The organism is Indioceanicola profundi, from assembly GCF_003568845.1.
Taxonomy (GTDB): domain Bacteria; phylum Pseudomonadota; class Alphaproteobacteria; order Azospirillales; family Azospirillaceae; genus Indioceanicola; species Indioceanicola profundi.
In genome coordinates, this window is the sequence record NZ_CP030126.1 from 3022656 (window position 1) to 3035567 (window position 12912).

Genomic DNA, 12912 nt, shown 5'->3' on the forward strand with positions numbered 1-12912 from the left:
GATGAGGCGGCATCCACGTTCGTTCGGCATGCCGAACCCAGCTTATTTCCGCATGCGTGCGATCCTGCTGGGGCTTCTGTGCTGCCTGATCGCAGCGTGTTCCAGCAGTAGCCCCGGCCCGACCCCTGCCAGCCTGACCGCTGCCCGAACCGCCCAGGAAAGCCTGGACCGGGTCAGGGCCGCTCAGATCGCCGGCCCGCAACTGACCCATCTCGACCGGCTGGTCGCCATGGCCGATGTGGCCTGGGAACGTGGGGAACGGCGGCAGGCCCAATTCTATGCGGAAGAGGCGCTGGCGACCCTGCGCCTGGTGGAAGCCATGTTCGCCGCCGACGCGGCGCGGGTGGAGCGGGACACGGTGCATTCCACCATCGTCCGCCTGCGCGAAGAGGTGGGGCTTGGACGGCCCCAGCCGCCGACGCCGGCGATCCAACAGCCTGCGGCCCAGCCCCCCGTACAGCCCCCATCCCGCGGCTCGGCCGGAGGAGTGCAGCCATGATCCGCCTGTTCCCGGACCATTCCGCCCGTCACAAGCCCTTTCTGGCCGTCGGGTTCGCCGCGGCGCTGCTGGTTACCGCCTGTTCCTCGAAACCGGACAGCTATCAGCCCCTGAACGATCTGCGTGCGGAGGTGCAGAAGCTCCGCCAGACCAACCTGCCGTCCCTGGCTCCCACGAGCTTCGCGGAGGTGGAGGTGGCCCTGTCCCGGGCGGAGGGCGCACTGGGCGATGTGGAGATCGAGGAACTCCGCCATCTCACCGCCCTGGCGGAGATCCGCCTCGCCACCGCCCGCGCGGAGGGGCAGACGGCCGCGTCGCGGGCGGAGCGCGACCAGTTGCTGGAGGAACGGCGCAGCATCCTGGGCCGCGCCCGCCAGCGTGAACTGGGTGCCGCGCAAGGCGAGGCCCCGACCGGAGACGAGGCGAGCGCGCTGCCGCCAGGACCGGAGCTGAATGAAGGCGAGCCGCAGTAACGGCGGATCGCCTCCAGCTCCGCCGTCAGCGGTAGTTCTGCACGTAGGTGCGGGTGCGGGTCAGCAGGGATTCCCAATAGCCGACCAGGGCCTGATGCTGCTCCACCGTGCACGGGCCCTCGCGCCCCAACTCCACCCCCAGCTCCCAGATGCCGCGGATGCGCGACATGTTCCGGGCCAGGTCGTAGTGCTCATACCATTGCAGCAGCTCTTCCCGGTCGGGACGACGGCCGAAGCCGCAGGTCTCATTGAAGCCCTGCAACTGGCCGGAGACCAGCACCAGCTCCCCATGCACCTCGTAATCGGCCTGAACCTGCCCCAGCGTGCCCGGCGGAAGCAGCGAAGGCTGGGCCGGTTGCCGCGCACCCGGCGGAGCCGCGCCGCTGGAGCGTTCCCGGTCATCCTGCGGAACGGTCAGATCCGGGGACGGGATGGCGGCGGACTGGGATCGGGTGCCATAGGGATCGGGCTGCGGCTGGACGGCCGGCGCATTTTCCGCGGCAGGCGCGGCAGGCGGCCCCAGACGCACGGGTCCGCCCGCGGCGGAGCCCATTCCCTGCCCCGACGGCCCGGTCTGCGCCAGGGCGGGGGAGACGACAAGCGCCGCGAGACAGGTCAGGGCCAAGCCCAGTGTCCGGGCGCACACGGCCTTGCATGTCCGCATGGGTTCTTCTGCTCCTTTTCCTCATCGCGGCACCGTTACCGGTGTTGTGCGCTGCGGCAAGCGCTCAAAAGTGGCGGTTTTGGCCAGTAGAAGGAAGGGAACTAACCCTTGAGAACCAATAATCACCGGCCGTAACGCCCGTCCGCGCAATCAATTCCCGGCACGCGCCGCTGTCCTCACCCAAGGAACAGGAGTCTGGGCACTCCGCTCCGCATTAGAATGCCCATCATGAAGATTCCAAGAAATTGCCTTTTTGTGCTGCTCACATGGCAGCTTCTTGCCGCCAGCCCTGCGGCAGCCGCCGGCATCTGCCCGGTGCCGGAGTTGGCCGGTCCGAGCACGGCGGATGCGGAGTTCATGAGCCGGTCCCGCGAGGCGCTGGACATGTACGAGGCCTGCCTGCGGGAGCATGCGGAGGTGCTGGCGCTGTTCGACGCCGACGCGGCCTTCCGGCTGGAGCTTCAGCGCGAGGCCGCGGCCCGGCTGAAGCGCACGCTGGATGCCTGGATCCGCGCCCAGCAGGATGCGGAGGAACGCCGGCCCGCCCTGTAGCCTTTCAGTGGCCTTGGCCGTGCAGGCGCTGGAACGCCAGGAATTCTCGCCTCGTCTTCGGCCCGTAGGTCTCGAACGCCGGGTCGGGATTGTCGCGGTAGGCGTGGCGGATGCGCTGCACCGTGTCGTTCTCCGCCCGCTTCAGGAAACGCGGCCCATCCAGCCCGTAGACCTTCAGCCCGTTCAGCCCGAATATTCTGGCCTTCAGCTCCGGCGTCAGCTCGGGATAACCGTACTTCTCCCGCAGCTCCGGGGCGATCTGGAAGGCGCGGAAGGCCTGGATCTGGTCCTGCGGGCTGCCGTACCAGATGCTGTCCGTGCCCCAGAGGAGATTGTCCGGCCCGACCGCCTTCAGCAGCTTGCCGATGCCGTGGGCCGCCTGGGTCGGGTCGCGCAGCATCAGGAAGCGCCAGGTGCTTCCCAATTCCGCATGGACGTTGCCGCCGGGGCCGATCCCGGCCTGTTCCAGGCTGCGCACCAGCGTGTCGATGCCGCCGCGGTTGCCGGGATCGTACGGCCCCTCCTCGATGTCGGGGTCGTAGCCGGCATGGTAGATCAGGAAGCGGACATCCGGGTTCGCCGCCGCCGCCGGTCCCACATCGGCGCAGGTGGAGAATTCATAGCCCTGGTCGCTGAAGGGGATGCCCTTGTGGATGGCGATCAGCGGCACGCCGAGCCGCTTCGCCTCGTCGATGAAGGCCTGACCAACGGGGCTGTCCAGCCGGAAGCCGCTGGCCGGTCCCTGCGGCCCGAACTGGGTATAGGTCTTCCAGGCAGCGATAGGATATTCCGCCAGGGCGGATTCCATGGGCTTCAGCCCGTCGGGCACGTTGGGATTGATGGGACAGTGCAGCAGCAGCCGGTCGGTGCCGTCCAAGGCCTTGACCAGGGCGCGCGTAGCCGCCGCCTCCTCCATGGTCAGGGGCTGGCGGTCATAGGGGGCCGGCACGAAGCTCAGCACCATCATGTCCGTGTCCGAATCGAGGAAGATGTCCTTCACGAACCGGTCGGCATTGAAGCAGCGCAGATAGTCCAGCGCCTCCCCCGTCGCAGCGTCGCAGCCGGCATTGGGCAGGGAGGCGAGCGGGCGCGCCCCCTCCGGCAGCTTGCCGATCCAGGCGCCGGTGGGGTTCACATGGTGGCCCTGGACGTCGAAGATGAATTCCCGCTTGGCCAGCGCCGCCTCGGCGACCTGGGCATCCAGCCCGGCCTCATTCGGCAGGTCGAACCAGCCGCCGGTGCGTCCGGCCGCGGCATGGGCCCGGTTCAGCGCCAGCAGCGTGGTCGCCGCCCCGCAGGCGCCGGTCAGGAAGCGGCGACGCGGCAGGTTCAGCCGCCGCGCATTCTCTCCCGCCGCCCGGTGCGCCTCCTCCACCGCCTTGACGATGTGGGGCGGCAGGGCGATGGGGGCGAACTCCCCGTTCGTCGTGGTATCGATCTTGACCGGCAGGCGGGCGCCGTCCGGGTCGAACTGGCTGCTGGGCATGGTCATGGGCAGGCATCCTCTCCCTGGAGCCGGCCCGCCGTTCCCGCGGTTTCAGCCGGCGTAGATGTCGTCCATGTCCAGGGTGACATCCAGGCGGGTAAGGTCAAGCTCTCCCTCGTCGGTCAGGGTCTCCCTGATCCAATCCTCCCCCTCCCGCCGGTCCAGCTCCACCCGGCGCTCCTCCACATCGACCAGCAGGATGTACTGAACCGATGGGATCAGGGCGTAGTCCGCGCGCTTCTTCCTGCTGTTGGTCTTCCCAGGCGATGAACTCACCAACGCCGACCAGCACCCGCTTGTCCGCCTTGCGCATCGCCAGCCCCGATCCGGTCCCAGGAACAGAGCCAGCGTAGCATGCCGACGCTCTCCGCCGAAGCCGGCGTCAGAACCGCCACTACGGCTCCGACGCCGGCCGGATGCCTGTCACCACTGGAAAGCGACAGGCACGTGGTCCGCAGCAAAAGGCAAGTTGCTGTAACCAACGGGATTGATGGCCGCCGGCATCGGATTGGTGGTCACCAGATAGTCGATGGCATAGCCGCCCTGGTGGGTGGCATAAGGCGCATTGACCGCCGCATTGCCCGCGATGCCTGCCAGAAGCGCTGCGGAACTGGTGTTCCAGTCCCCAAGGCAGGCCCAAGGCGCGCCCATCGGGGCTGCAGCAGCAACGCCGGCATAGGCCGCCTGACCATATGCCACGATCTGCGGCCCGGTCGCACTGAAGACCGACGGGGCATGCAGGTTGCCGATGGTCCAGTTGGCTCCGGCCAGATTGACTCCAATACCCAGGATCGGTCGAAGAGCCCCGGCGCCTACGCCTGCAATGGCGGGAGCGGCATTCAGGAACAGATTGGTGGGCGTTATCCGGGTGAGGATCGCCAGACTGTACTGCGTGCTGGGGTTCGCCCAATGATAGATTTCGTAGACAAGGGGACTGTCTGCGGTCCCGAAGTTGACGAGCGCCTGCTGCACCCCGGCGACACCGGTCGGCGTGAAGTTGTAGAGAGCCTGCCCGCATTCCTGGACGCACAGCACGTCGGGATCGGTGGCGGTCAGCATCTGCCTCATATAGGTCCAGTTGCCGCCACCAAGCATGTTCCAGGAGACTACGCGGGGCATATGACTCTCCATCTCGAATGATGCGATCAGCCGTCGGGGCTAATTCAGGTAGACTGCATCATCCGATCTGGCGAGTGCTTGTCAATCTGCATACGCAACCGGGATATGAAACTTTCATATACCTCCCTGCGTGCAGGTCACCGACAACTCTGGGCAGGGGCAGGCGCAACCCGCCAACAGGTCATCCCCGGCCGCCAAGAGCGAGGGCCCGCAGCCGGTACAGCTCCTCCAGCGCCTGTTTCGGGGACAGGTCGTCGGGGTTGACGGCCTTCAACGCCTCTTCCACCGGGGACGGTTCCGGGTCCGCAACAGGCTGGGCGCTACGCGGGGGCGGGCGGTTCAGCAAGGCGCTGAACAGGGGCAAATCTTCGGCAAGGCGGGAGACGGCGCCGGCCTGATCGCCCTTCTCCAGCACCTCCAGAACCTGTTCCGCCCGCGAAACGACCGGCTTCGGCAGGCCGGCCAGACGGGCCACGTGGATGCCGTAGCTGCGGTCGGCCGATCCCGCCGCCACCTCGTGCAGGAACACCACCTCCCCCTTCCACTCCTTGATCCGCATGGTATGCGGGCTCAAGGCCGGGAGCTTGCCGGCCAGCGTGGTCAGCTCGTGATAGTGGGTGGCGAACAGGCCGCGGCAGCGGGTCGCCTCGTGCAGGTGCTCCACACAGGCCCAGGCGATGGACAGCCCGTCGAAGGTGGCGGTGCCGCGCCCGATCTCATCCAGGATCACCAGCGACCGGGATGTGGCCTGGTTCAGGATCGCCGCCGTCTCCACCATCTCCACCATGAAGGTGGAGCGGCCGCGGGCCAGGTCGTCGGCCGCACCGACGCGGCTGAACAGCCGGTCGACGACGCCGATGCGGGCGCGGCGGGCCGGCACGAAGCTGCCCATCTGGGCCAGCACGGCGATCAGGGCGTTCTGGCGCAGGAAGGTGGATTTACCGGCCATGTTCGGGCCGGTCAGCAGCCAGAGCCGCTGCGCCGGCGACAGGTCGCAATCGTTGGCGACGAAACTCTGGGCGTCGGCGGCGACACTCAGCGCCTCCTCCACCACCGGATGGCGGCCGCCCTCGATCCGGAATTCCAGGCTGGAGTCCACCTCCGGCCGGGTCCAGTCGCGGGTCGCCGCCAGCTCTGCCAGCGAGGACACCACATCCAGCCCGGCCAAAGCGCGGGCCGCCAGCGCCACCCCATCGGCCTGGTCCAGCACGGCGCGCACCAGCTTCTCGAACAGCTCCAGCTCCAGCGCCAGGGACCGGTCCCCGGCCTCCGCCACCTTGCGCTCCAGCTCCGACAGCTCCACCGTGGTGAAGCGCACGGCTCCGGCCATGGTCTGGCGGTGGATGTACTGCTCCCGGTTGGCGCCGGACATCAGCTTGTCGGCGTGGGTGGCGGTGACCTCGATGAAATAGCCCAGCACATTATTGTGCTTGATCTTCAGCGTGCCGATCCCGGTCTGCTCGGCATAGCGGGCCTGGAGGTTGGCGATGTGGCGGCGGCTGTCGTCGCGGAGGTCGCGCAGCTCATCCAGCCCGGCGCTGAAGCCGCGGGCGATGAAGCCGCCGTCGCGGGCGAGCAGCGGCAGGTCCGGCCCCAGCGCTTCCGTCAGGTGGCGGATCAGATCCTCATGGTCGCCCAGCTCGCGGGCAAGGCCGGTCAGGCCGCCCGGCAAAGTGGACAGCCCCTCTCCCCGCAGCCGGCCGCGCAGGGTGGCCGCCGCCAGCAGCCCGTCGCGCACCGCCGCCAGATCGCGCGGGCTGCCCCGCCCCAGCGACAGGCGGGACAGGGCGCGCTCCACATCCGGGCAGCGCTTCAGATCCTCCCGCACATCCAGGCGCAGATGCGTCTCGCCGGCGAAGAAGGCCACCATGTCCAGCCGGCCGGCGATGGCGCCGGGATCGGTGAGCGGGGCGGCCAGCCAGGCGGAGAGCAGGCGGGCGCCGCCGCCGGTCACGGTGCGGTCGATGGAGGCCAGCAGGCTGCCCTTGCGATCCCCCGTCAGGGTGCGGGCCAGTTCCAGGTTGCGGCGGGTGGCGGGATCGATCTCCATCACCTCCCCGCCGGCCAGGCGCTTCGGCGTGTCCAGGCGGGGCAGCCTGCCCTTCTGGGTCAGCTCCACATAATCGACCAGCGCGCCGGCCGCGGCCACCTCCGCCCGCGTGAACTCGCCGAAGGCGTCCAGCGTGCCGACGCCGAACAGGGACAGCAGGCGCTGGCGGCCGTTCTCGCTGTCGAAGCGGGCATTGGGCTGGACCGTCAGCCTGTCCTTCACCTCCGCCCACAGCTCGAACAGGTCGGGCGTCTGGGCCAACCGCTCGGGAATCAGCAGCTCGCCGGGCGAAAGGCGGGCCAGGGCCGCGGGCAGGCCGCCGCGGTCCACCGGCTGCAGGGTCAGCTCGCCCGTGGACAGGTCCAGCCAGGCCATGCCCACCTCCCCCGCCGCTTCCGCCAGGCAAGCCAGGTAGTTGTTGGCGCGGGCGTCCAGCAGCCCGTCCTCGGTGATGGTGCCGGGGGTGACGACGCGGATGACATCGCGGCGCACCACGGATTTGGAACCGCGCTTCTTCGCCTCCGCCGGGTCCTCCGTCTGCTCGCAGATGGCGACGCGGAAGCCGCAGCGGATCAGCCGGGACAGGTACTGCTCATGGCTGTGCACCGGCACGCCGCACATGGGGATATCCTCCCCCTGGTGCTGGCCGCGGCGGGTCAGGGTGATGTCCAGGGCGGCGGCGGCCTGGACGGCGTCGTCGAAGAACAGCTCGTAGAAATCGCCCATCCGGTAGAACAGCAGGCTGTCCGGATGCTGGCCCTTGATCTCCAGATACTGAGCCATCATGGGCGTGACGGGGCCGGTGCTGGAGGCGGTATCGGCAGCGGTGGTGCGGGCGTCGGGCACGGGCGGAACTGGACCGGTATCGGGAAAGGCGGGCCACCCTACCATCCCGGCCGCCTGCGCTCAAACCGTCGGGACGGGGGGCGGGACATCGCGGCAAGGCTTGCCTGCATTGGATTGCGGCCTAGCTTCCTGGCAGACGGGACAGGCCGGTACGGCGTCCCATGGCATCCAATTGCAGTTCCAGGGGACTGTGCATGAGCGTGGCCGAGGCCATCGGGGAATCCAACGACGCGCTGGCGGAGCGCATCGTCCAGCTTCTGGATCTCTATCCCACCCGGCGGGCAGCGGCGGCGGCGGCCGGCGTCTCCACAGACCAGATCACCCGCTATGCCCAGGGCCGCAGCGCCCCGCCCTTCGAGGTAATGGCCCGGCTGGCCCGCGGTCCCGGCGTCAGCCTGGACTGGCTTGCCACCGGCCAGGGAGAGATGCGCCGCAGTGCGGCCACCCAGTCGGCCGAGGGGCTTCCCGTGATCGGGTTGACGGCGCTGCCCGAGGGCGGCTGGTACCGGCCCCGGACGCTCGGCGTGCGCCTGCCCGCCCCGCCCGACCCGCGGCCGGAGCAGCCCCTGGCCGTGCTGGCGACGGATGACGGCCTGCTGCCGGAAGGGGTGCGGGCCGGCTTCGTCTGCTACGCCTTCCAGGGCATGGGGGCGCTGGAGGGCGATCTGGTCTATGTGGTGCGTGCGGACGGGCCGGTGGCACTGCGCCGTTACGACGGGCATCGCCCCGATGGGCATCGGCTGACCTGGTTCGATCCGGCCGGGGAAGCACAGTCGGAGGCCCTGTCCGATGAAAGGGTGGAGGCGATCTGCCCCGTGGTCATGATCCGGCGCAAATGGTAGGCGCGCTCAGTCCCCGAGCCGCCGCCTGACCTCCGCCAGCAACCCCTCGGCCCCCTGATCCACCAGTTCCAGCACCTCGTCGAAATGGTCGGCATGGCCGTAATAGGGATCGGGCACGTCCCGGCCCCTGGCGGGACCTACGGCGAAGCCCAGGAACAGGTGAAGCTTGTCCTGCGCGCCCGGCGGGCCGATGCGGGCAAGATGGGAGAGATGCCCGCGATCCATGGCCAGGATCAGGTCGAAGCGGCTGAAATCCTGCGCCCCCACCTTGCGGGCGCGGAGGTCCGAGAGGTCGATCCCGCGCGCTGCCGCATGGCGGATGGAGCGGCGGTCCGGCGGCTCCCCGACATGGTAGTCGTGGGTGCCCGCACTCTCGATCCGCACCCGGTCTTCAAGGCCGGCTTCCCGCACCTTGTGGCGGAACAGCCCGTGCGCGGTGGGGGAGCGGCAGATGTTTCCGGTGCAGACGAACAGCACGCCGACCTTGTCCTGCTGCGCCATGGGCCAGCCCCTTACTGCTCGACCCGCTGGAAGATGACGCGCTGACCCATGGGCAGTTCGTTGGCGATGCGGTCCTCCCCCAGTACCAGATAGACCGTGCCGCGGTTGGAGCTTCCCTCCGGATAGACCACGATGCGGTCCCCCTCGGCCTCATAGGTGACCCTGGTGGCCTCCCCCGCCGTGATCATGCTGTCTTCGGTGAAGATCAGGGTCTGGTTCTGCATCAGGAAGCCGATGCCTTCCGAGAGGGCGTTGCCCTTCTCCGGCACCATCTTCCAGCTTCCCACCAGGGGATTGTCCGACCCGCCATCGCAGGCGCCGAGCAGAACGGTGCCCATCAGGGCCAGGGCCATGCCGATCCGGCGCATCATTCAAGATATCCTTCCTCTTCCATCCATACCGGGCCGCCCGTCCGGCGGACCCGTCCCGCCATCAACATGGCACTCAGGCTCCCGGCTTCCCCTTGCTGGTCGAATATTCGAAATGCAGCACCTGATCGGGGTGGATCAGCGGGTGGATGGCGTGGGCGGCCATGGCGGCCTCGCTGAAGCCGCAGAGGATCAGCTTCAGCTTGCCGGGATAGGTGGCGATGTCACCCACGGCGAAGATGCCGGGCTCGCTGGTCGCACAGGTCTGCTGGGTAACGGCGATGTGGTGCTTTTCCAGGTTCAGGCCCCATTCCGCGATGGGGCCGAGGTTCATGGCCAGCCCGAAGAAGGGCAGCAGAACGTCGGCCTCCAGCACCTTCTCGTTCCCGTCCAGATCGGCGACGCGCACGCCGGTCAGGATGCCGCCGTTACCCTCCAGCCCGGCGAGCTGGTAGGGCACCACCATCTCCACCCGTCCTTGCGCCACCAACTCATCCAGGCGGGAGACGGATTCCGGGGCGGCGCGGAACTTGGCCCGGCGGTGCACCACCATGACCTTGGCCGCCACCTCCGACAGAGAGATGGCCCAGTCCACGGCGCTGTCGCCGCCGCCGGCGATGACCACCCGCTTGCCGGCGAAATCCTGCCGCCGCTTCACCAGATAGAAGACGCCGGTGCCCTCATAGGCTTCCAAATTCTCCAGCGGCGGCTTGTTGGGGCCGAAGGCGCCGACGCCGGCGGCGATCATCACCGCCCTGGCGTCGATCACCGTGCCCTTGTCCGTGGTCACCCGCCAGCCATCGCCGTTGCGCGCCAGGCCGGTGACCTGCTGGCCCAGATGGTAGGTCGGCTCGAAGGGGGCCGCCTGCTCCGTCAACCGGTCGATCAGGTCGGCGGCATCGATCGCCGGATGCGCCGGGATGTCGTAGATCGGCTTTTCCGGATAGAGCGCCGTGCACTGCCCGCCCAGCATGTCGAGGGCGTCCACCACATGGCACTTCATCTTCAGCATGCCGCATTCGAAAATGGCGAAAAGCCCGACGGGGCCGGCGCCGATGATGACGACATCTGTGCTGTGCGTGCTGCTGGACATGGGGCTGATCGCTGACCGGTTCGGAAAGGGTTGGGTTTTCCTGCCCCGAATCCTCCCCTGGATCAAGCCCCAGCGGCACCGGGGCCGCCATGCGAGCGGGGGTTGCGGCGGCAAGGCCGGATCGCCAGAATGCGCGGCTTCAGCTTGACCGGATGGCATGGATGGCCCGGACCCTGACCCTGGACTTGCGCGACGAGGCCGCGACCGCCGCCCTGGCCGCCCGTATCGGCGACGGGTTGCGCCCGCGCGACGTGGTGACGCTGACCGGCGATCTGGGGGCCGGCAAGACCGCCCTTTCCCGCGCCTTGATCCGCCACCTCTCCGGCGATCCGGAGGAGGAGGTGCCGAGCCCCACCTTCACCCTGGTCCAGACCTACGACCTGCCGGGCTTCCCGCTCTGGCATTTCGACCTCTACCGCCTGTCCGGCCCGGACGAGGTGGAGGAGCTGGGCTGGGACGAGATCCGGGCCGATGGCGTTGCCCTGGTGGAGTGGCCGGATCGGCTGGGCCCCCTGCTCCCCCCCGCCCGGCTGGAGCTGCGCCTCGCCATCACCGGCCCGGAGAGCCGCAGGGCCGAGCTGGCCGGTTTCGGCGACTGGGCGGAACGTCTGGACGGGATCACGCCATGACCGGTGCGGCGATGGAGCGGGAACCGCTGATCCGGGCCTTCCTGGCCGAGGCCGGCTGGGGGGATGCCGGCCGCATGCCGCTGGGGGCCGACTGGTCCACCCGGCGCTATGAGCGGCTGCACGGGAGCGGCGGGACCGCGATCCTGATGGACGCCCCCGCCCCCTGGACGCACCAGGTGGCGCCCTTCGTCAGGGTCTGCGGGCTGCTGCGGGCCCTGGACCTCTCCGCCCCCGCCATCCTGGCCGCCGATGCGGAGAACGGGCTGGCGCTCACGGAGGATTTCGGCGGCATGCTCTTCGCCGACCTGCTGGACCGCGGGGAACCGGCGGAGCCGCTCTACCGGCTGGCGCTGGACGTGCTGGTGCACATCCACCGGAACTTCGATCCCTCCACCAGCCTGCGCCCTTTTGACCGCGCCCTGTTCCTGCATGAGGTCGCGCTGTTCGGGGAGATGGGCGTCCCCGCCCTTGCCGGCCGGCCGCTGGACCCCGCCGCCGCGGCGGCGCTGCATGCCGCCTGGAGCGAGGTGCTGACGCCGGGGCTGGCGGTGCCGGGCAGCCTGCTGCTGCGGGATTATTTTCCCGGCAACATCATGGACCTGCCCGGCCGGCCCGGCATCCGCCGCTGCGGGCTGCTGGACGTGCAGGATGCCGGTATCGGGCCGATCAGCTACGACGTCATGTCTCTGCTGGAGGATGCCCGCCGCGATGTGCCGGAGGAGCTGAAGCAGGCCATGGTGGAGCGCTACCTGGCCGCCATGCCCGATCTGGACCGGGCGGCCTTCCTGGACAGCTTCGCCGTGATGGGCGGCATCCGCCATGCCCGCATCCTTGGCCGGCTGGCGGAGATCGTGGCCGCGAACCCGGCGGCCCCGCAACGCCGCTTCCTGCCGCGCGTATGGCGGCAGTTCCACGTGAAACTTGCCGAACCCGTGCTTGCGCCGGTCAAGCGCTGGGTGCAAACCCATGTGCCGGACAACGCACTCGACCGTATCCTTGGAGTTGAACCGAAATGACCAAGCCGACCCGCGCCATGGTGCTGGCCGCCGGGCTGGGCCAGCGCATGCGGCCGATCACCGACAGGATTCCGAAGCCGCTGGTCAAGGTGGGCGGGCAATCCATGCTGGACCATGCGCTGGACCGGCTGGAGGCGGCGGGGGTGGAGCAGGCCGTGGTTAACACCCACTGGCTGGCGGACCAGATCCTCACCCATCTGGACAGGCGCGCCCAGGCCGGCAGGGGTCCGGTCACCCTGATCTCCCCGGAGCCGGAGCTGCTGGAAACGGCGGGCGGCATCAAGCGGGCCCTGCCCCTGCTGGGGGACCAGCCTTTCTTCGCTGTGAATTCGGACATCCTCTGGCTGGACGGGCCGACCCCGGCGCTGGAGCGGCTGACCCGCAACTGGGACCCGGAGCGGATGGATGTGCTGCTGCTGCTGGCCGCCACGGTCTGGACCGTGGGCTATGACGGCAGCGGCGACTTTCACATGGACCCGGCCGGGCGGCTGAGCTGGCGGACGGAGCGGCAGTTGGCGCCCTTCGTCTATGCCGGGGTGCAGATCGCCAAGCCGGAGCTGTTCCGGGACCTGCCGGACGGCCCCTTGAGCAACAAGGCGGTCTGGCAGAAGGCGTCCGAGGAAGGCCGGCTGTTCGGCCTGCGCCATGACGGCCCCTGGTACCATGTCGGCACGCCGGAGGCGATCCCCCAGGTCGATGCCCAGATCCGCCAGCCGGCGGTGCGGTGGGTGGAGCCCTGAGCGGCGGGGCACGCCCCCGCCCCTGCTGCGGCGA

General features: G+C 69.2%; 15 protein-coding genes. 7 read left to right on the top strand and 8 right to left on the bottom strand.

Translation table 11 applies throughout. The features are described from left to right. Window positions 1-52: 52 nt before the first annotated feature. Both DOL89_RS14460 and DOL89_RS14465 read left to right on the top strand, forming a co-directional pair. Window positions 53-499 (top strand): hypothetical protein, encoded by a 447-nt coding sequence (locus DOL89_RS14460; protein ID WP_162937532.1) that lies wholly within the window; start codon window positions 53-55, stop codon window positions 497-499. After that, on the top strand, window positions 496-972 hold the full coding sequence (locus DOL89_RS14465) for a DUF4398 domain-containing protein (RefSeq protein WP_119679784.1): 477 nt from the start codon (window positions 496-498) through the stop codon (window positions 970-972). The genes DOL89_RS14460 and DOL89_RS14465 overlap by 4 nt, the downstream gene beginning before the upstream one ends. Window positions 973-997: 25 nt before the next feature. Here the strand turns inward: DOL89_RS14465 and DOL89_RS14470 are convergent, their stop codons facing one another. Further along, complete coding sequence (locus DOL89_RS14470; protein WP_119679785.1) at window positions 998-1636, bottom strand: hypothetical protein; 639 nt, start codon at window positions 1634-1636, stop codon at window positions 998-1000. Window positions 1637-1864: 228 nt separating this feature from the next. Between DOL89_RS14470 and DOL89_RS14475 the strand changes: the two genes are divergently transcribed. Next, a complete protein-coding gene (locus DOL89_RS14475) occupies window positions 1865-2188 on the top strand; it encodes a hypothetical protein (RefSeq protein WP_162937533.1) in 324 nt (107 codons plus the stop codon). A gap of 4 nt (window positions 2189-2192) precedes the next feature. Here DOL89_RS14475 and DOL89_RS14480 read toward each other — a convergent pair whose 3' ends face one another. The 4 genes from DOL89_RS14480 to mutS all read right to left on the bottom strand — a co-directional run bounded on the left by DOL89_RS14480 (window position 2193) and on the right by mutS (window position 7734). Beyond that, window positions 2193-3680 carry an amidohydrolase family protein gene (locus DOL89_RS14480; RefSeq protein WP_205574593.1) on the bottom strand — a complete coding sequence of 496 codons (1488 nt, stop codon included), beginning with the start codon at window positions 3678-3680 and terminating at the stop codon, window positions 2193-2195. Between the two features lie 45 nt (window positions 3681-3725). Then, window positions 3726-3950: a Uma2 family endonuclease gene (locus DOL89_RS14485; RefSeq protein WP_162937534.1), complete on the bottom strand. Its 225-nt coding sequence runs from the start codon at window positions 3948-3950 to the stop codon at window positions 3726-3728. A 147-nt stretch (window positions 3951-4097) separates the two neighbouring features. Continuing rightward, window positions 4098-4733, bottom strand: coding sequence for an endonuclease/exonuclease/phosphatase family protein (locus DOL89_RS14490; RefSeq protein WP_404813467.1), 636 nt, complete (start codon window positions 4731-4733; stop codon window positions 4098-4100). A 241-nt stretch (window positions 4734-4974) separates the two neighbouring features. Then, complete coding sequence (gene mutS / locus DOL89_RS14495; protein ID WP_404813468.1) at window positions 4975-7734, bottom strand: DNA mismatch repair protein MutS; 2760 nt, start codon at window positions 7732-7734, stop codon at window positions 4975-4977. 149 nt (window positions 7735-7883) lie between these two features. On the opposite strand from mutS, the gene DOL89_RS25385 reads away from it, so the two are divergent. Further along, entirely contained in the window at window positions 7884-8531 is a 648-nt protein-coding gene (locus DOL89_RS25385) for a helix-turn-helix domain-containing protein (RefSeq protein ID WP_205574594.1), read from the top strand. 6 nt (window positions 8532-8537) lie between these two features. Here the strand turns inward: DOL89_RS25385 and DOL89_RS14505 are convergent, their stop codons facing one another. The 3 genes from DOL89_RS14505 to DOL89_RS14515 form a co-directional block, all read right to left on the bottom strand. Beyond that, window positions 8538-9032, bottom strand: coding sequence for a low molecular weight protein-tyrosine-phosphatase (locus tag DOL89_RS14505; protein WP_119679789.1), 495 nt, complete (start codon window positions 9030-9032; stop codon window positions 8538-8540). A gap of 11 nt (window positions 9033-9043) precedes the next feature. Next, on the bottom strand, window positions 9044-9403 hold the full coding sequence (locus DOL89_RS14510) for a lipocalin-like domain-containing protein (RefSeq protein ID WP_119679790.1): 360 nt from the start codon (window positions 9401-9403) through the stop codon (window positions 9044-9046). A gap of 73 nt (window positions 9404-9476) precedes the next feature. Further along, window positions 9477-10493 (bottom strand): NAD(P)/FAD-dependent oxidoreductase, encoded by a 1017-nt coding sequence (locus DOL89_RS14515; RefSeq protein ID WP_119679791.1) that lies wholly within the window; start codon window positions 10491-10493, stop codon window positions 9477-9479. Window positions 10494-10654: 161 nt separating this feature from the next. On the opposite strand from DOL89_RS14515, the gene tsaE reads away from it, so the two are divergent. Genes tsaE through DOL89_RS14530 form a run of 3 tightly spaced genes read left to right on the top strand, consistent with a single transcriptional unit; the run spans window position 10655 to window position 12878 of the window. Beyond that, a complete protein-coding gene (gene tsaE / locus DOL89_RS14520; RefSeq protein ID WP_119679792.1) occupies window positions 10655-11122 on the top strand; it encodes a tRNA (adenosine(37)-N6)-threonylcarbamoyltransferase complex ATPase subunit type 1 TsaE in 468 nt (155 codons plus the stop codon). Next, window positions 11119-12138, top strand: coding sequence for an aminoglycoside phosphotransferase family protein (locus tag DOL89_RS14525; RefSeq protein WP_119679793.1), 1020 nt, complete (start codon window positions 11119-11121; stop codon window positions 12136-12138). The genes tsaE and DOL89_RS14525 overlap by 4 nt, the downstream gene beginning before the upstream one ends. Then, window positions 12135-12878, top strand: coding sequence for a nucleotidyltransferase family protein (locus DOL89_RS14530; protein WP_119679794.1), 744 nt, complete (start codon window positions 12135-12137; stop codon window positions 12876-12878). Before DOL89_RS14525 ends, DOL89_RS14530 begins: the two co-directional genes overlap by 4 nt. The last annotated feature ends 34 nt before the right edge of the window (window positions 12879-12912 follow it).